Genomic DNA, 23868 nt, shown 5'->3' on the forward strand with positions numbered 1-23868 from the left:
AACTGATCCCGCGTTGTTCTGAGATACGAACGGTAGGGATAATAGGTTTCAGTTCATGTTTTTAGTTCACAGTCTCCCGCTCTTGGTCTTTCAATCTCCCGGTTGGAGCGTTGATAGGTCAATGGTTTACAGCTTCTATGTAAATACGAACTGCGGAGATGTATTCCTGATTCCATTCATCTTCTTTCTTTGTGAATTTCTATCATGGAACTGCTAACCTGATGAGTGGCCAAGTCTTTACAGGAATCAATCTTGATTTCAAATTCGATTTCACATAGCTGTGAGTCCTAATACCCTTCAAATCATGGTCAGATTAAGATATGTTTTCGCTTTTCCCCTCTATCATTATATGTCGCCATGGTATATTACTTGTCGGTTTAACCACGTTAATGGGTTTGAGGATAAATATAGCAAAGTTACCATAAATTTTTGCAAACTATAATTTAATTATGATATCGCTAGCCGAGTTAAGTGATACTAAACTCAGGCACCTAATCCCGCGCCGTGGAAAATATCGCGCAATGATGACCTTTGAAATCTCAGCAAGACGGTTCATCACCACCTCCAGAAACCTTTTCGTGGTGAGCAGGCCCTGGTCCTTCATCATGCCTGTGATTTGCACCTCCTTTGCCTTTTCCTTGGGATATTACATGACCAGGTCGTTTAACCCTCTCTTCTACATTCTGGTGTTACTGGGAACCGTTTTGCTCAATGCGTCCGTGAACGTTCTCAACGACTACTTCGATTACGTTCGAGGTATAGACACGAGGGAGAACACCGGTTACAGGGTACATCCCATCATTCACGGAGTGCTGAGCCAGAGGGACACCTTAATCCTTGGCATAGCTTTGGGAGTGGTGGGGCTAGGCACGGCCATTTACCTCACCCTTTACAGACCCCTGGCCCTGCCTCTGGGCCTGCTGGGTGTTCTCCTTCTGTACATGTACAATGGGCCTCCCTTCAACCTGAAGCATAGGGCCCTTGGGGAGATCCTGGTTTTCGTGACCTATGACCTGATAGTGCTTGGCGGTTACTACATATCCACGGGAACGATCTCGATGGCGGGAATATTGGACGGTATTCCCCTGGCCCTACCCATAGCTGGAGTCCTCATGGTGAATAACCTGAGAGACATTGAAAGTGACAGGGGGAAGGGCGCTAAAACGCTGGCAATCCTTTACCCTGACCTTTCGAGAAGGCTGTATGTGGCCTTCATGACCTGTCCCTACCTTGCTCTGGCCTCACTGGTTGCTGTGAAGTTGCTTCCCCTATCAGCTACGATCTCACTTTTAACTGGTTACTTTGTAATCAGCAGGTCTTTGAGGATTTCAAGGGAACTTCCGCCTGACTCCCCGGCTCAAACCTCCCAGATCTTCATGTTGTTTGGAGCGCTTTACGTGATATCCACTCTTCTGGGAGCCTGGACGTGAGACACTACCGAGCACACAGGGTAGCGTAAAGAAGGGCGTTAACCTTAACTCAAGACAGATCGACACTCGCCCTGATATTTTACTCCCTCAGAGTGGCCACCTTCCTATAAACCGGGTCTGAGAGGACGTAAGTATCACCCCGCCTCTCAATCATATACAACCTCTCCAGCCTATCCAGGAAGTTGGACAGGGTCCTAGTGGACACTCCTGTCTCCCTGAGGAGCTCACTCCATGTTGCCCCCAAGGCGAGCATCCTCATGGCCTTTCTCCTCCACGCGTTCCCCTCAACCACGTTTCTTATCTCCCCCTTAACTATCTCGATGGCATCCCTCAGTGTGACCCTCAGGGCTTCGTCGTGGGGCTTGATACACCTGTTAACTCCATACACGTTCAGCCATCCCACCAGGGTTCCAATTTCCCTGATGGTCTCGTTCAGCTCGCTCGACGAAAATGAAGCGTTGCATTCCTGAAGACCTGTCCTCAGGTACTCCTTGGCTGTGTCCTCATCCCAGGACTTCAGCGAAATCTCTGTCGGTCTCCTACCTGCAAGGGGATCCTTCCCCTCCTGGGAGAGGAGAGTTCTTATCAGCCCTATGGCAGATCCTGTGAACACCATGGACAGTCTAGGACAGGAATTGAGGAGGCCGTGTAGAGTCGCAATCACGTGATTTATCCCTTGTCTCAGGTCCTGAGCCTCGTCCAAGATAACTATGGTATCATCACAAATACTCCTGATCATTGTGGCCAGGACCACGTTATTCTTCAGCCTGAAACTGAGGGAGAGAGGGCCAACGTTAACTCCCACAGACTCCAAGGCATCCCTCACCTTGTCCGAGAAGGATTTGGGAATGGACAGATAGAATCTCTGAACAAAATCTCCCATTCCCCTTACCTGAGTGAGATCAACGTACACAACTCTCCTCGAGAATGATCTGGAAACAGCCAGGGCGAGACTGGTCTTTCCAGACATCCTTGGGCCCAATACTGTGGCCCATTGATATCTCTCTAAGAGAAACTTGAGTTGCCCAACCTCACTATCTCGATCAAAGATCTCCCTCAGATCATCCCTAGGCTTTGTGGTGAAATAAGATTTGCCCCCCAAACTAGTTTACCCCCCAAAGTTACCCAACATCGGATATAAAGCTATTCAAGATTGTCTTGTTGAGGTTAAGGGGGAGGAAAACTCCATCCGTGAGGGCGGGGCAGTTCACTTAGATACCCTTAACCGGCAACACTAACTGTAAACGCAACGGATACCCGTGAAGGGTTCACCGAATGTGTTCTTGTTAAGTTGATGGAAGGCCCGGATCGTTAACCTCCTCGCGATGTTCACCAATAGTACCTCCTGACCATTAACGAGGCCAGCAACTCCGAATAGGGTATTATGAATATGTTCAGCATGGGAACCATGGACAGAATCACACCCACGAGTAATATGGCTGAAGACGCGCCGTCCCTGGTAAAAACCTGAGAGTACCAGTTCAGCCATCTGCCGAGATCGGTGTTCCCTCCCTCGACTACAGCTACAGCTATGATATACACCACCAGCAGGATCAATCCTTCCACCAGAAAGGATCCAGGTCCCCCGAATGCAGATAAAATCCCGAACAGGTTATATGCGAAATTGAAGCGAGTTACCTTACTCCTTAAAAGTTTTACAACTTGATGGTGCTTAGTTTCAGTTTTATCCATCCTTGACGTGCGAAGGAACGGTACATTGTTAATAGTTTTTATTCAAATACGTGAAATAATAGACGAAATGGGGCTACGTTAATCTCTAACCCGTCAAACCCTGGAAGATTTCCAGGTTACGCAATGCGTGAAGGGACGTGAAGTTCACAACGGACCTGAGGGCGCGTCCCCGGTCCCTGGAAAGTGAAGAGGTCACTCTCCCTTCTTGGTTAGAATGTTTATGAGCTGATCAAACCTAGAGTTCAGGTCATTCCGAAGGTCATCTATTCTCATGTTAACCCCATCAAGTTTAGTATCAAATTTCTTCTCCACTCCGTCGAATCTCGAGTCCACGTAGGCCTTCATCTCGTCGAACCTTTTATCCACATATGCTTTAAGTTCCTCGAACTTCCTATCGGTATACTGCTTTGACTCTTCGAACTTCTTTTCAGTGAATCGCATTGATTCCTCGAATTTCTTCTCCGTGAATTGCATTGATTCCTCGAATTTCCTCTCCGTGAATCGCATTGATTCCTCGAATTTCTTCTCCGTGTACTCCCTGGATTCCTCAAACTTCTTCTCCACCAGGTCCCGCACTCCCTTAACCTCCTCCTTCACTCCCTTTACCTCAGATCGCAGATCGTCAACGCTCCTTTCCAGGTAGGTCTTCAAGTCATCTATTCTCTTGCTGGTCAGGAAGGTGAGGAGAACGTTGTACTCCTGTTCCGTGAGTTTCTTCCCCTGCCTGGACTTGTCCACGAGGCTCTTGACGTACTCCACCACTATGTCAGTGGCCAGGGAGACGATGTCGCTCATATTACTCAATTTAGTGTCGAGATAAATAAACCTGAGAGCAGGGTGGGAGTGATGAGTCTTGAGGCCGTGTCGGTCGTGGAAATCCGCTTGTCCTCAAGGATTCCCCCGTGGGTCCCCGACACCGGAGTTCACCTGAGGATATCCAGCACTTCTAGGTATTGAACTGGTTGAGTTGTTGTTTTCACGTTAAAGGGCCCCTGAACAAACAGTAGTATGGGGTACTAGGTATCTGCGCTCCAATTGCCGGGGGAGGACAGGATCAATCAGCACCGAACCCCGTCAGGAGGCGGGTGAACAGGTTCTCAGCACCATGGATTGAAAACTTCCTCCCGTGACGAGATGCAACTCTTGGCAGGTATCACACCGTGAACTTGTGGATCACTTCGCGCGTATTGGGATCCTAACGTGGAACACACAACGAATCATAGGGGCCCAAATATGCCTTTCAGCTTCCACATTTGGACGGAGGCTCACCCCTCAGTCAACATAAGGATCGACCAACTCCGTTACACGAGACCGGCTCCTGATCCTCTCCTCTCATTTCAGGACCCTCTCAAGTTTCTCCCTCAGGTCCGCTGGGATTATGGCGACCCTGTAACTCCTCTCTCCCTTCCTTGCCTTCCCCACGAAAACCAGGCCGTAGAGCCTGAGCAGTCCCACGGGGGTCCTGGGTTCGTGGTAGAAATACGTTGTATCATCTGCAAACTTCCTGGTGAGGTCCCCATATCTCACCATCCCTCCCTTCTCCAGTATGAACCTGAGCGCCTCCCTAGCCTCCGCTGGAAGACCGTTCACCACCCTCTCCGTCTCATTCAGGTAGAGCCTCTCCAGCGCCTCAATCCTCTCCTTCTTCACCCTTCCATTAACCTTGAGTAACCTGCTTGCTTCCTCCACCCAGGTGGCGGGAAGTTTGTTGAGCACCTGCCTCACCGTCATCCGGGAGGACACCTGCACGCCCTCAAGGTCCTCCAGCCTCACCCTGTCAATCATCTCCATGGCCTTATCCAGGAAGCCTGAGGTTAGGAAGCCCAAATCCGTCATCAGGGGTTCCTTCAACAGGTTCCCCATGGTGGTGGCGCTGTTCCCCACCACCAGGACTGTGGTCTGCAACGCTATCCGGCTCTTCGAGCCCTTCAGGTCTTTCCACAGCTCAGGGTCAACTTCAACCATAACCTCCCCCGCGTCACGATGGAACAGCTTCACATAATACCTGTCGTTAACCTTCACTGCATCCCTTATGCTGAAAGGACCGTGGAGAACCTTCACCTCCCTGCGGTCAATCCCCAGGCTGGAAAGGATCTCGTCCAGTATGGTGGTGCTGGACCTCACGTACTCCAGGGCAAACCAGGCAACCAGATCGTTGAGCATAACCTCCTCGTTGGGGTAAATCCCGAGGAAATAGGGAGACTTCAGGAAACCGTCAATCACCTCCTTGTACCTGCCCTCGGGTAGTTCCTCAATTTCCTTGATGGCCCTCTCCTCCAGGATGGAGGCAATCTGATCGGCATCCATGTGAAGGGTTCTCCTCCCAGGTTAAAAGGTTATGAGGTGGGTAGGGCGGACAAGTCCAGTTTAAAGTTCCACGTGAGCAAGTTACGCCAGTACCTTGTGTAAGTGTTTGCCCTTCTCCTTGAACGGTGCCCACTCCAGAGGATAAAGCTGGCAAGGACCACTGGCGAAACTTCCCCACTCCCGCTACACGACTGAATGAAGGGATCACTCCGTCCAGGATCCTCAACGCTGACGGAAAGTTTTTACTTCTGGGGCAGAAGTATACTTCTGGGGCAGAAGTTGTTATTCGATGAGAGGCCTAAAACCGAGAGGAGGGACCTCTTCGACAGGGAGAGGGAACTGGAGGAACTGGTGAACAACCTTCACAGACCCCTCGTTGTGGTCACAGGTGTGAGAAGGATAGGCAAAACCTCAACCCTCATGGTTGCGCTTAGGGAGAGCGGACTGCCCTTCCTCGTGGTGGATGCAAGGAAATTGAGGGATAACTACTCCCTGGGGGACCTCTACGCCCTCCTATCCCAGGCCCTCTCCTCCTCTCTGGACAGGTTAAAGGATGTCCTCTCCAGGGTGCAGGGAGTGGGCATAATGGGAAATTACGTGGAACTGTCGTGGAAGGGTAAAAGATACGTGTCCCTGGGTGACCTCTTCGATCACCTCAACGAGAAGAGGATCATCATCGCAGTGGATGAGGCCCAGAGGCTCAGGGGACCCCATTCAGGGGAGATAAAGAACGCCATGGCCCACGCCTACGACTACGACAGGAACCTGACCTTTGTCCTGACTGGGTCGGAGGTAGGCCTCCTTCACGAGTTTCTGGGGACAGAGGACGAGGGCTCGCCACTCTACTCCAGGTACTATCACGAGGTGAGGCTGGAGAGGTTCAGCAGGGAACAGAGCTTCCAGTTCCTGGAGAGGGGATTCAGTGAGGCCGGGATGAAGGTGGAGGAGAGCGTGATTGAGGAGATGGTGGAGTTCTTTGACGGAATACCGGGATGGTTAACCGTTGCGGGGAACCATTACCTGTCCAGGAGGGATCTGGGTGAAGTGAAGGAAATGAGCGTGAGGCTGGCGTTGAACGAGCTGAGAAACCTTATAGAGAGCAAGGCCAGGATCTCGGAGGTGACGGGGAGGAGATACAGGGAAGTGCTGAAGTGTGTGGGAGAGGGGGCGAACTCATGGAGCAAGCTTGAGAGGTGCGTGAGCGAGAGAGAAGGAGTTGCGCTGTCGTCAAGCGTGTTGAGTAACGTCATCTCTCAGCTGGAGGGAATGAGCGTGATATCCGGGTACCAGTTCCTGGATCCCGTGTACAGGGAGGCCGTGAAACGCCTGTGAGGGGAAATGGACATGGGTCGCGTTAATGGGTCCAAGTCAGTGATGATCTGAGAACGACGGCGTTGACAAGGGGCTGTTCAGGTTACCACGTTCCAGGCCAGCGCGATCTGGATCACGGTTACTCCCTGAAGCCTATGCGGAATCTCGAGGAAGCATTGCGATACTAGGTCACGAGTTGCTACGGGTACCTCATTCCTCGGGCACTCCTCTCACAGCTAACCCTTTCATGTTAAATTGAAAGAGACGTGTGGTCAACGTCCTCTGCGCTTCCAGAGGGGTAAAGAGAAGGGGGACGCGACATCTGAAAATCAGCGCTGACATAAAGGGCGAAGATTCACTCTCTTTCAGGAACAGGTGATGCGATTATCATGCTAACCAACCCCAATGAGGGAGTCAGATCTGCTTACCTCAACGCTATGGCGATCTCATGAGCCTTGGGTCTCCTTTCCGGCTGAACTGACAGGGCCCTCACAATTACATCCCTGAGCTCTGGAGGACCCTCCACAACAGGCCTCCACGAGGTTAGACTTTCCCTCGCCCTCTCCACAAGCCCTAGCGCCCTTGCCCTGTCCCCTGCAACGTTGAACGCTTCATCAAGCAGTTGGGACGCGGGGTTATCATCCCTAAGGGTCAGCAATCTGTAGCCCGTCATGCCCAGCGCGAACACATCCATTTCCGGGCTTGCTCCCTTCCCCGTCACTATTGCCTCAACCTGCTCGGGTGGACAATAAGACGGAGTTGCCTGCATCACCCTCTCCCCTATCCTCACCGTTGTGCCCAGGTCCCCAAGCTTCAGGTTCCCCTGCAGGTCCCTGTAAGCCTCCTCCCCGGTCCTTCCCGGCTCCTTTCTCAGGAAAATGTTCTGGGGCTTCACATCCAGGTGAACGTAACCGCTGGAGTGAAGGAACGCCAGAGCCTTTGCCATCTCCCTCATGATGGTCTTAACAATGAGTGGCCAGTAACTTGACTGATTGATCATCTCGTCGCTCAGGAACCTGTCCACGCTACCTCCCTCCATGAATTCCATCACAATTGCCGGGGGATACCTCAGGTAGGTCTCCTCATCTCCCCTCACCACCCTGGCTATGAGGTTGGAGTCCAGGTAGATTCCGAATATCTCCACGAAAGCCGGATGTTTCGAGAGCCTCTTGAGGTTATCAGACTCTTTATAGAGATCCTCATAGGTGGACCTGGCAACCAGGGTGGCATTGTTCGATGGGGTGAGGGATAGAACCTTTATGGCATAATACCTTTCCCCCATCCTGGCCTTGAGGACGTAGCCGTTACCTCCCCTTCCCACCACTGAGATGACCTCGTATCCGTATATCTCGCGTCCAACCCACTTCATTGGATCCCACTCTGAGCTTAGGGTGAGCCTGACTGGGGGGAGATCTGGATGGGTTGAGGGAGGGGGAGAAGAGGGAGGAGGGACATGCCTTGAGAGGATGAAACGAACTGTCTCGCTCTGTCCCCTTCCCAGTTTTCCTTCTCTCCTCTCTGGGCTGTACACCCTGTCCCCGAAGAGCACGTCCTCCAGTCTCCAGCTGACAGGAGAGTCAGAAAGGATCAGGACAGTGATTGAGGGGGTGTGATAAAGCTTGCTCTCCCCGTTCACAACAGCCCTGTACCCCACTCCCTGGGGTAGTCCCTCAATCCTGAGGATACCGTAACAGTGAGGATACAGGTTCCTGAGCATCCAGTGAGACTGGTCCGTCTTCACGTAATGGACGTGTTGCGGATCTACCTGATAGGGTAAGTAGATGAACTGGTCACTCTCAGGGCAGAACATGATCTCTCCCGTGAAGGAGAGGATGGGATTACTTAACTGGAACATTCTTCCCTGATACACAACATGATACACTCCGCCGGGAGGTGGGTTAACTTTCACTGCCTGATTCAGCGAAAGTGAGATGACCAGCTGATGTTTGGGTGGAGTCCTGTTTTCCTTGTTTCTTCTGAACAGGATGAACTTGGAGGAGGTGAACTGGGAAGAAAGGAGAATCAGGAACCCGAGGAGATCAAGAAGGTTCAAGAGGATCAGCCTCTAAAGGTTGATTTATGTCATAGAGAGGGAAACCTAGTAATAACCTTGAGTCTCTGTTACCCAACGAAGAAATATTAACCTGTCATGGAATGGTGCCTGGATTCAACGAGAAATCCTTCTTGAGGATGGTGAAATTGTTCGTTAAGGTATTATGCCGAATATTCAAGAAGCCTTTGACGTGAATCATTTAACAAACTAAACAGGACTACCCGTTAAACTACTTCGAACGGTTCGCATTGATAACCGGTATTATCGCAATATTCATGAAAAAGAAAACCACACGCCTGCTATCTATCACTGAATATTATCGAAATAGTAGAGAACTCTCTTCCTCACTTCGCCGTTAAACTGCCTGATCAGCTTATCATCCCACTTTATTTCCTGGTTGGGATCAGTCATCTCATACAGGGAGGGATTTTCCTCAAACCTGAAGGTCTTGAGAATATACTCCAGTTCTTCCCTTGTCAATCCGTAGAGCTTTGCCACGATGGCGTTGAGCTCAGCGGTAAGATCTATTCGCTCTCTCATGCTTAGCTTTCTCGGTTTCTCACCAACAATGTCAGTAAGTGACTTGAAATTATCGTCAGGAGAAGATAGTATAGCAGATATTTTCATGAGTCTATAGACCAACGGAGAACTGAAATCCGGTTTTGGAATTCTAAAATTACCAAACAAATCAAATACTAAATTAATCTCCACATAGATTTTTGCCATATAATCAAAGACTAAGCTATTTAGGACCGCAACCAGATAGATCGTCCATCTTAAGTCCATGCTTTGATGATATATCATGTTTGCTGCATTTGAGGAAAACGTATTAGGTGGAACGATACAAGCAATTACTGTTCTCACGTTAGTAGAATGTGCTACATTCCTAAAATAGAGTCTTGGCCTTTCAAAGAATTCCTTTGCCTTATCGCCTAGCTTTGTTTTACTATACTGTCTAATTCCTTCCTCAGGCAAAACGGTGAACTCGGTGGCCTCATAATAGGGTAGAAATTGATGAAAGTTCTTACCCTCAATAAGGGGCCAGCCTTTTCCATCTGTTCTAAATAAATTTTTATTATTTGTTTTGTCAAATCCTCTTAGGAATTCAATATTAAGAGATTTTAATGATGGGAAAGATAATAACTTCTTCAGTATAACTAAATCTTGGTGGGAAAGTTTTGGAATAAACATGGTATCAGAGGAAAATTGGGTTATAATATCCGTATCAAGCGCTAGAAGTTTCTCTTTCTCCTTAGAGGCCTCTGGATCCAGTAGGACTGAAACGTCATACAACCCGAATCCTGCGTTAATTTGTTTGGATTTATTCCAGTTTCTCCACACAAGGAGAGTAAAGGTATAGCTCTTGTGTATGTCTGGAAATATTCCTTCCTTATTCTCAAAATCATATAGATACATTATTTGTCCTTCAAGCAGAACCTTCCTCATAGCAGAAGATTTGGCTCCCCTTAATAATATACTGGGGACCACTACCCCCAGCGTTCCACTTTTATTCACCAGATTTATCATCCTTTCTAGGAACAGCTTCCAAAGGTTCAACTCACCTCCTTGATACATGTAGGTAGGTTTCGTTTTTTTATTAGGATTGAAATATTTAGCCTCTTCTTCCCTTCTTCTTTTATACAGCTCATACTCTTGTCTGATTTTAGGATCCTCCAGATATTTTTTGAACAAAAGTTCCTTCTTCGTCTTGGAAGATAGTTTCCTTATTCCTGGTATGATAACATCGAAGAAATCATCATCTTCGGGTCTGACATTGTCCCACGGCGGATTTCCAACAATGACTGTGAACCTTCCCATCTCCATAACGTCCGGAAATTCCAGAGGCCAGTGAAAGAACGCATGATCTTTCCTAAGCCTCTCCAACTCTTTTCTGTCCTCCTCCGACATCCTAGAAGGGTCACTGAGCCTTGCTAACTTCTCAAATCTTTCATACATGTAGGAGGCAGTGATCACATCATACCTGAGCTTCTCTGTCCCCTCTTCACTCTTCTTCATGATTTCCTTCTCCCTGTTCACCTCCTCAAGTGTGAGGTCCAGCGAGTTATTTATCCCGTCCAGACTCTTCTTCCTCTCGGCGAACGTGAAAAGATCCAATGACCCTCCGTTCTCCCTCTTGACCACTCCAATCAGGCTATTACCAGCCTTCAAGTGGGCGTCGAGGAAACTAAGCGGTAACCCCATGGACAGGGAGGAAAGCCACAGGGATAGCTTTGCCAGCTCCACTGCCATGGGATTTATATCTACACCATAGATACATCGCTTGAGAATCATCCTCTTTAACATGACGTAATCGTTGATCAGGCTCTCATCCACGTTGAAACCTCTCTCCCTCAAGGCCTTGATTGCGGACTCCCTGGCAATCTTCACCTCCCTGGCGAGGGGAGAATCGGGGTAAGCCTTCACCAGCTGTATGGCCCACCTTGTCAACTCCTCCAGAGCCCTCACCAGGAAGTGTCCGCTCCCCATGGCTGGATCCAGTACCTTGATCCCGAACACGAGGTCCTTCACCTTTTCCTCAAGTTCCTGAGTTGGTCTCTCCCTGTATTCCTTCATGAGATTGGAGAACTCCTCCTCCCTCTCCTTCATGTGGGGCTCCAGGGCTTTCCTGACCAGAAACATCACAATTTCATCCGGGGTATAGAATGCCCCCGCTGACTTCCTCTCTGGGCTGGGCTTCAGGAAAACATCGCCCTTCCTTATGAGCCCGGTGGGCTTCTCCTTCAGGTCATTCAGGGCTTTAGCAGACACAACTCTTCCCTCCACCACGTAGCTGTCCTCCTCGGCCTGAGCGACGTCCAGCCCCAGCAGGCCCTCGTAAATATCTCCGATCTGTCTAACGCCCAGCTCAGCGTAATCTATCCTATCCTTACCGTCAAAGGCCAGGTCCCTCAGTGACGGGAGAAGATACTTATTTCTTATCACCTTCCTGTCCAGATCACCCTCAACGAACAGCTCGCTATCGTATCCCGGCACGTTATACGCGGGGTCGCCCTCCCTTATTACCCTGAATAGTCGCTTCAACTCCACCCAGATCTCATCCCCCTCCTCCCTGCCCTCAAATCCGTCCAGCCTCTTCAGCAGATTGTCCAGGGAGATCTTCCTGTACTCCTCATTTCCCGTCCTCTCATCCACGGGGAGAATACCCCTGGACTCGGCGTACAGGAGGAAGAGCAACCTGAAGAGCAGTTTCATTGCGAGCTCCTTTCCCTCTCTCAACTCCTCTTCCCTGTAGGTCTTCAGCGGATCGTGATCCAGGACACCCCTGACCAGGTTAAGGAAGAGCTCTCCATTCATAATCCTCTTCCTGAGCTGATCCTGTATGGCCTTACCGACCTTGGCACCTTCAATTAGTATCAGATCAAACTTCCTCTTCCCGTCTACCTCCTGATATATCTCGGGGGAGAAGAGGCGGGTGAAGTATTCCATCCTGGGATCCTCACCACCCGCGTCCCTGAGTGAGATCTCGAAGTAGTTATCCGAGGACGGAGCCTTGGAGTAGTATAGCCTCCACTTGTATCCGTCCGTGAGGAAGACCCACTCGTAACTCCGGAGGAGGGAGATGGCCACGTAAGAGGAAGCTATCTTGCCCTCCTGGATGAGGTCGAACTCAGGCCTGGGGGAAATCACGCACGCTCCCAGCACCTTTCCCCTGTGGTGTAACTCCAGTATCCTGTAAGGCTGAGTCTCAATCTCGCGTATGCCCCATCCCATATGGGTGAGGATCCTCTCCGGGTTCCCCACGTGACCCGATACGGTTTTCCCGTCCACCTGAACCTTCACCTGTGGAATCAACCTAGTCTTCAGGTACTGGGTGGAGAAGAGCCCCCTGTTGATGAAGTTCTGTCCAGCCTGCAACTTGTTCTTCAGATCAGCATACAGCTTGTTGAGAGCCACATTCACCTTCAGCTTGTTACCGTAGCTCATCCCTGAAAAGGTCTCCCTGAGCGTTCCCAGGATTATACCCCTGTTGGATGGGACCACCTCCACGAAGAGACCCTCTGCCTCTCTCTTCCCCAGGTAGAGGAAGACCTGGCTCACGGTCTGAATCACGTAAAGATATGTGGGATCCCCTGGCCTGAGTTTCTCCCTATCTGATGGCCTGAATTTCTCCGCCAGAATCACGTAAATGGGAACATCTCCAGGGGAGAACATCCTCCAGTCCTTTGGGACGTTGAGGAGGGCGGTGCTTATCTCCCTCAGATTCTGCTGAGTTAAGTTCAGAGCGGAAAGGATTTCCTGGGTATCAGCGTTGATCTCCATCAGGTATACTTTACGGAACCACATTATAACGTTTGAGCCTTAGGGAAGGGAGAGATGGAAGAAAATTATCAGCTCAATATTACTGTGGAGGTGCCCCTTGAGCAGATACTCTCGTGAAGAATTGTGGTCCCACCAACAGGGTGAAAGTTTAAAATTTTCCGCGAGATTTTCTCCCATGGTCAAGTGTCCCTATTGCGGTTATGAGGGCGAGTTCAAGGAGTTGAGGTCTCCCTGGAAGTTCAACTTTTACACGGTAAGAAGGTTTGAGTGCCCCAGGTGCCACAACCCCTTCCAGTACTACGAGGGTAGAACCAAGAACAAGGAGAGGGTGGAGTTCACCATCAGGATGAAGAGGAGTTCCTGATCTTCTCCAGGAGGTAGCTTGCTCCCACCCTGGAAACCTTGTAGAGCTGTTGAAGGTCCACGTAGGTGCAACCCTTCTCGATCATCACGCAGTTATAACATCCGTCGAAGCACTGGTGAATCCTCCTGGGCCAGACGTACTGGGAGTACTTCCTCGCAAGGCTGAGTACCTCCTTGGTCTCGCTGTCGTTGTTCTTTCTGTCAAGTTCCAGCGTCTTGACAAGACTCGCCCTATTCAGGTAAATATACCTGTACATCTGACGTGGGTAGTGGAAGTACAGGTTACTCTCCGGAAGAGTGCTTGTCATGGCCCTGTCAAGCGCCTTGATTATCTCTCCCCTGGTACGACCCTTTCCCACCACGTCGCTGGAGGAGGCTAGGGTGGAATATACGTACTCCAGTCTGGATCTCTCGGCGTTCCAGTAACTGGTGCACTTGTCCTCACCTCCTTCGTCCACGAGGATCGAGTGGAGGACCGTCAGGAAGGTGTTAAGCCTTCCGCTCAACACTTGCTCAAAGTAGTCGGAGGTGAGGCTCTTTCTCAGGAAGATGGTTAACTGGCCCTTAATCTTCTTCTGTGTCCTGTTATGATACCTTATTACCCCGTCATAGTTCCTGTCCCAAGTTACCTTGGAATAAATCGTTATTATTTCCCCGAGGCTTCTGGGCTGGAGTCCCATCATGTTCTGTAGACTCTTTATCAGGAGATGGGAAAGTCCGTGAAGGGACTTGTTAAGGGCTGAGATGGCGACAGCTATCTTGAACTCCTCAAGCTTCAGATCCAGTTCGTTTAGCTGACTGTCGGTAATCTTGCTAGTAATTGATTTCATCACGTGCCTTATGAGGGTGTTAATGTCGCAGGTCTCAACAGTCTTCCTCATCGTATCGTTTCTTTTCTCGAAATAGTTGAAGATTTCCTTCATCTTGTTGAATATGAAGCTGGTGTAGCTGAAGCTGTAGGAGTCGTTGGGGAACTGGAACTTCACGAGTTCCTCTATCTTCCTGTCCCAGTAAGAGACCTCATCCCTTCCGAAGAGCCTGGAGAGGACATCGCTCACGGCCCACTCCAATCCCAGCTTCTGAATGAACTGGAAGTGATTCAGGCTGGTCTTGGAGGCCTCGCATATCTCCTTTAGGAACTGGTCCACGTCCTCCTCCTTGAGCTCGACCTCAACCCTCAGGGCACCGGCGTCCACGTAAATGTCGCTAGGAAGTCTGGTTATGGTTGTCCTCTCTGAGAGAAAGGTGTAGGGAATTATGTGCGGGAAAAGGAAGGGGTACCTCACCTCTTCAGTCCTTCCCTTGAAGTAGATCTCGGACCCAACCATGATATCCTCTATGGAGAGTCCTCCGGTCTTGATCAGTATCCTGAGGGGGCTGGATGACGCATCCAGGAGTACCTTCTCGTTGCTCAACCTATCATTGAAGCTGGAGGAGAGGTAGTAGGCAACGAACTTGGACCTGACCTGAACTGACGATTTCTTGAGGTTATACGAGGTCCATATCCCCTTGTGCATAACCGCTGGGTAGTCAAGGGATATCTCCAGGGGGAACTCGCTCTTTCCCAGAATGTTCAGATGCTTCAGGGACTCTCCGTTGAAATAGATCAAGCTCCACATGTATTTTGCGGTCCTTGGATCGGAGGCCTTAAAATCTGACCTCTTAGTGACCAGGGCATGATCATGGTCCTTCTCCAGGGTTATGCCCACTAGGAGGTTGTTGTAGGGGTGGGCGTGGTCACTGTAACTCTTACTTTCCGAGGCCTTCTCAATCCTAGTAACGAAGAGGAGGGGTATTTCGTCCTTCAGCCTGTGAATATTCCTCATCCTTTTTCCCAGTGCCTCGAGGAATGTGTCGTCTAGCTTTACGATGAAGGAACCGTCGGGAGCTATGGGATTGTAGGTGGGTATAGATTCATTTAACTCGACCATCTTGACCAGATCTTCGTAGGATGTACCCTTTCTCATGAGGTTCTTGATCCTCATCTTGAGGCTGTCCTTCTCGCTCGAAATTTTGAGTGCCCCAAGGTAAACCACGGAGTAGTTGAAGGTGGGGAAAACTATGGTCACTTTGACCGCCTCATGGGGACGTCCTTGAGCAGTACGTCGGACCTGTTCTGACTCCTCTCCTCAATTGTTTCCTTACTGATGGTAAAGCTGATTGACTCCATAGACCTGATAGACGGGTGTGGTACCTCAGGTTTAACCCAGTAGGTCAGGAAATGGAGGAAGTTACGCTTATTCCTCTTGGAGAAGTAAGAGTGGGGATAAAAGAAACCAGCGAGGTCCCTCAGGTCGTTCCTCAGGTTGAGGAGTTCCCTGTTCTTACCATCCTTTTTGTCGTTCACGAGGTAGAAGGCATTAATAATCTTGGAACTGGAGGTCACAAGGGATGCAAGGTTAACTCTCTCGCCCTCCATGGCCACCTCAAGAGATCTCTGGAGGGGAACCAAACCGTTTCTGCACAGATCGTCAAATCTCCCCTTGCACATGTCCTCAACCTCTCCCGTAATCCTGGTGATTATTTCCTTCATCCGCTCCACGTCCACCATGACCAGGTTTCCCTCCGCACTGGGTATGTCCACTTGTCTTCTGGAGTAGGTGTATATCCTTGCAATCTGCTTCATGTCTTCTATCACCTCGTCAACTAGTCCGGCTGGATCCTTAACCACGAAGGATAACATGGAGAGGAGGAAGTCCCTGGCCCTATCCCTGAAATCGTCATGGGTTGAGATGTAATCCACGGTTTCCTCCACGTCCTTTCCCAGCGTCCTGGACAGGAATCCTATTAGTGCCACGTATGAGTGGGCCTTAACTATCTCCCTCCTAGTCTTCGAGGCCTTAGGTCTGAAGGTTACGGGGAAGAACAACCTCCTGATTGCGTAATCCTCGTCAAAGAGGCTTACGTCCTGACCGTACGGTTTGGCCGCGAGGACTCCAAGAGATACCCTGAGGACATCGTCGTTCCTTCCTCCCCTACCAAACCTCTGAATCACGCTATCGGAAAATAGAGGAATGCCCTGTTGAAGTATTATTCCCACGTTTGGCAGATCCACCCCGAGCTCAAGGGTTGATGTTGCGAGCGCTAGCCTCCAGGAACCGAAGGAGAGGACCTCCTCCCTCTTTATTCTCTCGTCCCTCTTAAGGTCGGCGTTGTGATAAACCAGGTAGAAGAGGGAGTTCTCCCCCATAAGCTGGAGCTCCTCCGTGGAGTTCAACCCCTTCTGTATGTCGTCGAGAACGTCGAGGAGGGTCTTTCCATCCCTCAGGGCAGGTAGCCTCCTCGATCTCACGGCCTCCAGCCAGGTCTCAGGGGAGCTCATGCGTGAGAGCTGTTCCCTAGTGTAATAGAGGTTGAGGACACTGTAGGTGGTGAATGTTCTATCAAGGATGGAACCAGCCCTAATCAGTTCGTTCCTTATGAGACTTGACCCATCAGTTTGTTCTTTCGTGCCATATCTCAGGGGACTGATCAGGGAGATGTCCTCATGATATCTGTTGATCTTGAGCACAGTCTCCAGGAAGGACTCGGCTATCTGATTCTGTTGAGACTTACTATCCACAAACATGATGGCGTTAAGTCCCCTGGGGAACGCAACCTTCATCCTCCTGAAGGCACTGTCTGAGAAGAACATGGTGTAGAGTAAGGCTAGGGTGAAGGGAAGGGTTCCAGAGTACTCGGGTGCAGGGAATATGATCATGGGTACAATGAGCTTCCTTTGCCTCTTCTCACCAACACTAGTGATGGAGTAGAAGTCCAGGAACTCTTTCCGGGAGTAGAGGTCCTTCAAGTTTAAGAGTATGGTATCAAGGAAATCCTCAACAGGATGAGGTAGTCCCTGGCCCGCTCCAGCCCTCCCTATCCCCTTGAAACCTCCAACTCCCCTCAGATCCAGGTTCTTGTCCTTCTCAACTCCCCATAGGGTCGCTGAGGAGAAGATTAAATCCAAGTTGAGCTTCCTCACCACCTCCTTCATGTCATCCATGGGTTTCTCCAGTGGGAGTCCCTTCTCCCTCTCGGCCAGATAGGTCAGGATCTCCAGGATGGTGTAGAAGAAGTGGGAACTCTGCTCCGGATCGGCAAAGGTGTGCGCCTCGTCCACAACCAAGGCCGAGAGATCGTCAAATAAGTTCACCTTTTCATTAAAGGATTGAAAGAGGTTGGTTGCCATCTGGCTGAGGTTGGTGACTAAGATGTCGCTCTGATAACCCTGGTCCTTCACCTCGGTTAGCCAGTTCACGGGTCTGTCCCCGCAGATCGGCTTGCCGTCCCTGTAAAGCATGAGCTTCCCGTCTGGACACTTCAGCCCCCTGAAAGTTGAAGGCTCCATGGAGGATAGCGCCTTAGCCGTGGACGGAGAATCTCCGTCATAGATGGCCAGGGTAATGGGGGAGAGGCCGAGGTCCTGAATCCTTGAGTTGAGATCCATCAGGAAATTGACCATCCTCTGCAACTGTTCCCTCGCAAGGGTCTTCCTTGGGTAAACGAGCATGACCTTTCTCTTGTCCTTCTTGGCCTTGAATGCCAGAATCTTGAGGATGACGTACAGGAAGAATATTGTGGTCTTCCCGGCGGAGGTGGGAGCAGAGATCACACCTATCATGGGCTCATTGCTGGAGAGGAACCTTTTAAGAAGCTCAGCCTGAAACCTCGAGAGCATTCCTCCTCTAATGAAGGAGGGTGAGGCATCCATGAGAGCCTTGACAACGCTAGGTGAGGAGGGAGACCCGGAGATACCCTCCACGAACTTGATCATGACTGGAGCCAGGGTATTCAGTGGAACGTCGTACTCCGCAACGCCCTCCTCAATAAAGGGCAGGATATATGCCTCCATGACCCTTCCCTCTCCTGGATACGGACCCAGGTTCCTCATAACCCTCATGAAGTATCCGTGATAGGTCATGAAACACTTTCCCCTGAACTTGTCCTCCAGCTTGAGAAAGTCCCTGGCCTCCCTGTTCCTCGAAATTTCCTCCCAAGCGTAATTATACCTCACCAGCACGTTGAATTCCCTGCTTAGGCTCCTTACCTTGTTCACTGCGCTCACTCTCATAACGTGGGACATATTACTGCAGTCATCCTCAAAGAGAAGGCCCTCCTCCACCAGTGTCCTGATGAGATCCTCCAGGCTCCCTGTCCTTCCCATTGAGGCCAGTACCTCATTCACGAAGGACTTGAGATCCTTTCCGTATCGCTCGGATGCCTTCACCAGGGAGTATAGTAGATCCATGAAGGATAGCCTTTCATCGAAGTCATGTATGGTTACAGAGAAGATGGAAACATAGGTCTCGTTATCGTAATCCACGCAGTAATGGCCGTGCCTTATCACGCAAACTTCTGTCTTCAGTATCTCCTGATAGGCTACCTCCAGAGGAAGTCTATCCATATGAGGTCATCCTCGCTCTCCCGACCACGCAGTCGGAGTTGCTGCACTTAAAGCAGTGCTTTCCCATAATGAAGTTCCTTCTCTTACTTGAGGTTATGATCTGGTAGACCCTAACGGTGGATTCCACTGCATCCACCAAGCCATCAAGGATATCCAGAACCACGTACTGACCGGATGGAAGGTTCACCACGGTGCTTTTCAGGGGAAGCATCCCCGGATCCATGTGGTCACTCTTGTAAACCAGGATGGGAACAATCTCCTTCCCGGGAAACATGGACTGCTTCAGCAAAATGTAGGCGTAGAAGAGGAGCTGGTTCCTGTCTCCCAGAAACGCGTAACCCAGGGGAAACGACTTGACCTCAAACAGGAGGACGGTGTCCTGATTCTCGCACACAAGATCCACACTGCCCCTCACCGAGAATCCCTGGGGGAAGTGATACTCCAGCTTGAGCTCGGTCTTACACCTGAAACCAGAGCTCTCCACCTCACTGGCCAGATCTCTCAGAAAATCGTTGTGGGTCGTCTCGGCCATACTCCAGTGACTCTTGGCTGATTTGCTGGGCATAAACTCAGGGCACTCAACCACTGTATGGGATAAAGACTTCACGCCCTTGTAGTTGCCTCTCTGTTGCTCCGACATTATAAAAGAAATTCAACACCAAAATATAAGCTGTAGTGACAAGAGGGTCGTGTCACGTACGGATCTGACAGTCAACCCACTCCGGACTCGGCGCCCGTAGTAATTTCAAAACTTACCTGGAGTAAACTATCCTGAGGCTAGGTTTAAATCTTTACGTCTACCGAAACGTCAAATTCCCGTTGTTAACAATGGGTTCGCACGTCCCACTGTCCCACGGTCTCAGTTCCAGAGATTTGAAGTCCTCCCTCCTGCCCAGGATCATGTACCCCACCGGTACTATTTCCCTCATCGCGTTACCGGACTTCCTCCTTACCTTATCGGCCAGGTAATAATCATCAATGAGTTTCCTGAGGCTCTCCAGTAATCTCTCGGGATCCTGGCTTCTCTTATACGCGTTGAGGATGGCCCTCAGATCATCCTCCCAGGGAGACAGGTTAGCCTTGTCCAGAACATCGTACACGTCGTGGTCCTTATTCGTGTCAATCCTTCCCTCAGAACCCAATTCGACCAGGAGGTTCATGAGCTCCAGCTTAACGCTTTTCCTGGATTCCTCCGGGGGCCTTGTTTCCAGAAAATTAAGGAGGCTCTCCACTCTCTTCCTCGCCATCTCTTCAAGGGACTGTATTATTCTCACGTCAAGGTTATCCGTGGTTACAATCCCTCCCTCGTCTGGAGAGGACCTGGCCATGTCAAAGATGGCCATTACGTTGTTCTCCAGCTCGAATCTCCTCCCTTTCACATCGTAGTAGAGCAGGATGGGTTCCTCATTGCCCTCCCCGTCCCTGACCTTGAACATGAAGATAACCCCAGGTCTATCGCTTTCCTTCCAGCTCCTCTTTCCCAGCGGAATATTCCTCCATCTGGCCAGCCCCTCCTCCCTGATGTTTCTCATCAGAACTTCGTAGGGGGTATCCACGTAGTACGTGTCGCTCTCCTTCTCGATCTCGTCCAGAAGCGTGTCGTCCTTGCCTATCCTCCTGATGTTCCTCATTATCGCGTTAAACTCCCTGGGGTCTGCCTCCTCCCCCAGGATCGTCTCGTCAGTGCCAATGGTCTTGGATATGGTATCTATCTTTTCCAGAAGTCTGGAGTAGAGCCCAAGCAACTCCTCAAGTTCCCTTTCAGGCATGAATGCCCTGACGTGCACAACCTTCCACTCACTGCCTATCCTGTCCACCCTTCCGACCCTCTGGACCAGCCTCACCGGGTTCCAGGGAAGATCGTAATTCACCACATAGTTACAGTCCTGTAAGTTCTGGCCCTCACTTATCACGTCTGTGCTCACGAGAATGTCAATGGGATGAGATTCCTGAGACTTGTTGGACTTGGGCGAAAACCTCCTGATTATCTTGTCCACGTCCCTGTCACCTCCCACGAGAACCTCCACTTCCTTGGAAGGGTATCTGGACCTGAGGAACTCCTTCAGGTAACGAGCGGTATCCACGTACTGTGTGAATATGAGGACCTTCTTTCCCTCAACCTCCAGAGCTCTTTCATCCTCCAGAAGTTTGTAAAGGGCTAGGGCCTTCTGGTCCCTGTCAGATTTAATTTTCTCTAGTCTGGACAGAACATCCTCCAGCCTCTTCACATCCTCATCTATGTCCGCAATCATTCTCTCCCTGTCGTAATCATCGGTGAGCCTCTGCGGATTGACTTTCATCTCATTGTATATCATTCTGATCACGTCGCTCTCCTCGATTTCCTCATCGCCAAACTCCCTGAATGCCTTCCTTATGGCGCTCTTGTCGGGCACCTGACCCTTCTCTATCATTGACCTCGAACCCCTGAGGAGATCCCTAAGATCCGTGAGCGACTTCCTGAATGCCTCAATTGAGCTCTCGAACCTCTTGAGCAGGATGAGCCTCTGCAGATAAACCATGTTCTCAAACCTTTCTTTCTCTTCTTCATCCCTAAGTTTGTTGTAATTTTCGATATTGTAGGGAACGAGGTGAAGGTTATCTATCAGGCGGTAAACCTCGCGGTAAAAGTTCTCGCCCAGGATATCGCTGAGGCTGTACTCCACCTTTTTCAGTTCCCTTTTGGGGAACTCCAGCCTCTTACCGTTCAGGGTGAACTCATTGTAGTGCTCCTTGATGAATTGCCTTGACCTCCTGACCATGATTTCGTCCAGCACCCTCTGAACTGACTTGAGACCCTCCGCCAGGGTCCTCTCCTTCTCGGCATTAATGAAGAAGTTCCTCAGGGAGGGAATACCGGCCCTGTGGAAGAAGGCATCATCGCCAGCTGCAATCAGGTTCAGCTGATAGTAGAGATCCATGACCCCGTTGTTGATCGGGGTGGCGGTGAGGAGAATCACTATCTTACCCTTCTTGGCGGAGATTATCTTGAGAAGGTTTGAGTACCTGTTGGTGCTCCCGTTCCTGAAGTTGTGACTCTCATCTATCACAATTATGTCGTAATCTATGTAACCCGTGACGTCAAAATCGCTTCTCCCAAGCCTCTCCATGTTGACTGTATCCACCTTCACCGTGAGTTGCCTCACCGCATCCCTCTCCCATACGTTCTGTATTACGTTCTTGGGGGCAACAACTAGGACCTTCCTTCCATACTTTCCGTAGAGTTCCTCGATCAGGGTCATGGCTATATAGGTCTTTCCAAGACCCGTGGAGTCGGCAATCATCACCCCTCCATACCGCTGAATAATGGAGAGTGCCATCTTTACTCCGTCCCTCTGGAACTCCGTGAGATCCCGGAGCTCCCTCCTCACCTCGTCCTGAACCAGCCTGTCCTTGTAGTACTCGTACAACATCTTCATGTACATTTCGTATGGGGTCAGAGGTCTTCCGAACTTGGAGGACTCTATGAGGGAAATGATGTCCTGCTTCGAGTCCTGGGAGGATTCCCACACTGTGTTAAACCACTCCTGTATTATTCCCCTCATGGCAGGCTGGTAAAGGATAGTGTTGAGCTCAAGGTTGTCCGAAAGGCCTGCCCTTGTCAGGTTACTGGAACCCACAATGGCCACGTTATCTGTGATGTAGGCCTTCGCGTGGGTGATCACATCCCTCATGGTCCTAACCTGAAAGCTATCTTTCCTGAGGAGATTGAGCACCTGATTCACGAGATTGAAGCAGGAATAGGTTAACCTGGAGCTGTTTAGCTCCTCCTCCAGGTCGACTTCGCGGTGATAACTTCCGTTATTCAGGACTGGCTGGGGATCCATGGAGGCCATCCTTCCTAGAACCAGTTTTACCTCCTTCAACCTGGAAAGTTCGTTCAGGAGTCTGGCCAGTCCCGAGACGTTAAAGTATCCGGATACGGCCCAGAGTTTGGTTGAGCTAGAGAGGGCGTCCTTGAGGCATTCCTCCATCTTCAGTGATTTATTATCTATCACGTCTCTGTTTTTACAGTCCAGAACCATGGGGTAGGATAGATAAGTGATTATAAATGTTTTAGCCTAGATCCCGAGCAGGACGCCGGTTCGAAGATCACGATCGAACGCCGAGAGCTCGAAATCAGGAAAAGGTCCCCGGCAACATGATGTCCCAGGGTTGAAAGTCATGATGATTATGGACAAGTCAAGAGTTGTAACCTTCAAGTTCAGACAGAACTTGATTCAAAACTTCTTCATGGAGTGATGGGGCCATTCAGGTCTCCATTGCGAATTGAATTCTAGTTTCTTCATTTCTCATTATTCAATGTAGGATTAATTGAGTGATGACGTCTCGATCGTAAAGAAAACGAAAAGTATATGGATATTATTCCATTTCTGCAAAAAATTATCCAAAATGTTGTAGTTATCGGCGATGGCCCAGACGATCTGGAGTCTGTGGGGCGTGTGGTACTTGCCGAACCTCCTCCTCTCCACCAGGGAGTTGAAGGACTCCACCAGGTTGTGGAGAGGAGGCGCTGAAGTTCTTGAGGAAGGGAGGTGAAGGAGAGGAGACCGCGTTCCACCAGTTCCTTGATCCTGTTGGGGAACTGGAGCAGGCCAGAGAGCAGGAGGTCGACCTCCTTCCTTTCGTCGCGGTCTAAGCGCCTCTTGACGTGGTTGAGGCAGAGCTGCCTCTTCGCGTCTATTCCCGAGAGCTCAAGTAAGTCCACGGACCTGACCATGTCCGCAACCACGAGCTTGAAGTTGAACTTCCTCCACACCCTTGCAACCTCCAGTAACTCCTCGTGTCCTCCTCCTTAGCCAGGAGGAAGTCCAGCACAGCCTTCCTACCCTCGCGCGTGACGCCTGTCACCAGGAGGACTCCCTTCCCCTGAGCTTGACCCACTTCCCGTCAGCTATCACGTACTGGAAGTCTCCCTCAACCTCAAGCTCAGGGGTCCAGAGCCTCGCGTTCATCTTCCCTCCCAGCACCGAGTAGAACGTGAGTTCCTGAGCACATCTTCCTCCTCCCTAAGCAACTCCCTCTCAACCCCCGTCCTCACCCTCCCC

The 23868-nt window shown here is 50.3% G+C and carries 15 protein-coding genes; 3 read left to right on the top strand and 12 right to left on the bottom strand.

Translation table 11 applies throughout. The features are described 5' to 3' along the window. Positions 1–449 precede the first annotated feature (449 nt). Complete coding sequence (locus tag L3N51_RS07470) at positions 450–1430, top strand: UbiA family prenyltransferase (RefSeq protein WP_238026433.1); 981 nt, start codon at positions 450–452, stop codon at positions 1428–1430. Positions 1431–1509: 79 nt separating this feature from the next. On the opposite strand, the gene L3N51_RS07475 is transcribed toward L3N51_RS07470, so the two are convergent. The 4 genes from L3N51_RS07475 to L3N51_RS07490 form a co-directional block, all read right to left on the bottom strand. Next, positions 1510–2532 carry an AAA family ATPase gene (locus L3N51_RS07475; protein WP_238026435.1) on the bottom strand — a complete coding sequence of 341 codons (1023 nt, stop codon included), beginning with the start codon at positions 2530–2532 and terminating at the stop codon, positions 1510–1512. 227 nt (positions 2533–2759) lie between these two features. Further along, on the bottom strand, positions 2760–3122 hold the full coding sequence (locus L3N51_RS07480) for a hypothetical protein (RefSeq protein WP_238026437.1): 363 nt from the start codon (positions 3120–3122) through the stop codon (positions 2760–2762). 192 nt (positions 3123–3314) lie between these two features. Then, the gene (locus L3N51_RS07485; RefSeq protein ID WP_238026438.1) at positions 3315–3917 is read right to left on the bottom strand and encodes a hypothetical protein; all 603 of its coding nucleotides are present in this window, start codon (positions 3915–3917) and stop codon (positions 3315–3317) included. Positions 3918–4454: 537 nt separating this feature from the next. Then, positions 4455–5429, bottom strand: a complete 975-nt coding sequence (locus L3N51_RS07490) for a hypothetical protein (protein ID WP_238026440.1) — start codon at positions 5427–5429, stop codon at positions 4455–4457. 279 nt (positions 5430–5708) lie between these two features. Between L3N51_RS07490 and L3N51_RS07495 the strand changes: the two genes are divergently transcribed. Continuing rightward, positions 5709–6761 carry an AAA family ATPase gene (locus tag L3N51_RS07495; protein WP_238026442.1) on the top strand — a complete coding sequence of 351 codons (1053 nt, stop codon included), beginning with the start codon at positions 5709–5711 and terminating at the stop codon, positions 6759–6761. 189 nt (positions 6762–6950) lie between these two features. Here L3N51_RS07495 and L3N51_RS12565 read toward each other — a convergent pair whose 3' ends face one another. The 3 genes from L3N51_RS12565 to L3N51_RS07505 form a co-directional block, all read right to left on the bottom strand. Further along, positions 6951–7082, bottom strand: a complete 132-nt coding sequence (locus L3N51_RS12565) for a hypothetical protein (protein WP_255776214.1) — start codon at positions 7080–7082, stop codon at positions 6951–6953. An 82-nt stretch (positions 7083–7164) separates the two neighbouring features. Next, positions 7165–8793, bottom strand: coding sequence for a serine/threonine-protein kinase (locus L3N51_RS07500; RefSeq protein ID WP_238026444.1), 1629 nt, complete (start codon positions 8791–8793; stop codon positions 7165–7167). A gap of 306 nt (positions 8794–9099) precedes the next feature. Continuing rightward, a complete protein-coding gene (locus L3N51_RS07505; RefSeq protein ID WP_238026446.1) occupies positions 9100–13074 on the bottom strand; it encodes a BREX-1 system adenine-specific DNA-methyltransferase PglX in 3975 nt (1324 codons plus the stop codon). A gap of 175 nt (positions 13075–13249) precedes the next feature. Between L3N51_RS07505 and L3N51_RS07510 the strand changes: the two genes are divergently transcribed. Then, positions 13250–13438: a hypothetical protein gene (locus L3N51_RS07510; RefSeq protein WP_238026448.1), complete on the top strand. Its 189-nt coding sequence runs from the start codon at positions 13250–13252 to the stop codon at positions 13436–13438. Here L3N51_RS07510 and L3N51_RS07515 read toward each other — a convergent pair. From L3N51_RS07515 to L3N51_RS12760, 5 genes are all read right to left on the bottom strand, one after another. Beyond that, complete coding sequence (locus L3N51_RS07515; protein ID WP_238026450.1) at positions 13416–15506, bottom strand: hypothetical protein; 2091 nt, start codon at positions 15504–15506, stop codon at positions 13416–13418. The two genes, L3N51_RS07510 and L3N51_RS07515, sit on opposite strands and share 23 nt — an antisense overlap. Beyond that, positions 15503–18823 carry a DEAD/DEAH box helicase gene (locus L3N51_RS07520; protein ID WP_238026453.1) on the bottom strand — a complete coding sequence of 1107 codons (3321 nt, stop codon included), beginning with the start codon at positions 18821–18823 and terminating at the stop codon, positions 15503–15505. The genes L3N51_RS07515 and L3N51_RS07520 overlap by 4 nt, the downstream gene beginning before the upstream one ends. Then, on the bottom strand, positions 18816–19463 hold the full coding sequence (locus L3N51_RS07525; RefSeq protein WP_238026455.1) for a hypothetical protein: 648 nt from the start codon (positions 19461–19463) through the stop codon (positions 18816–18818). The genes L3N51_RS07520 and L3N51_RS07525 overlap by 8 nt, the downstream gene beginning before the upstream one ends. A gap of 157 nt (positions 19464–19620) precedes the next feature. Further along, positions 19621–22845, bottom strand: a complete 3225-nt coding sequence (locus tag L3N51_RS07530; RefSeq protein WP_238026456.1) for a helicase-related protein — start codon at positions 22843–22845, stop codon at positions 19621–19623. Between the two features lie 260 nt (positions 22846–23105). Then, positions 23106–23579 carry a hypothetical protein gene (locus tag L3N51_RS12760; protein ID WP_428846160.1) on the bottom strand — a complete coding sequence of 158 codons (474 nt, stop codon included), beginning with the start codon at positions 23577–23579 and terminating at the stop codon, positions 23106–23108. Positions 23580–23868 lie beyond the last annotated feature (289 nt).

Origin of the sequence: Metallosphaera javensis (ex Hofmann et al. 2022) (genome assembly GCF_022064045.1) — an archaeon.
Lineage (GTDB): Archaea > Thermoproteota > Thermoprotei_A > Sulfolobales > Sulfolobaceae > Metallosphaera > Metallosphaera javensis.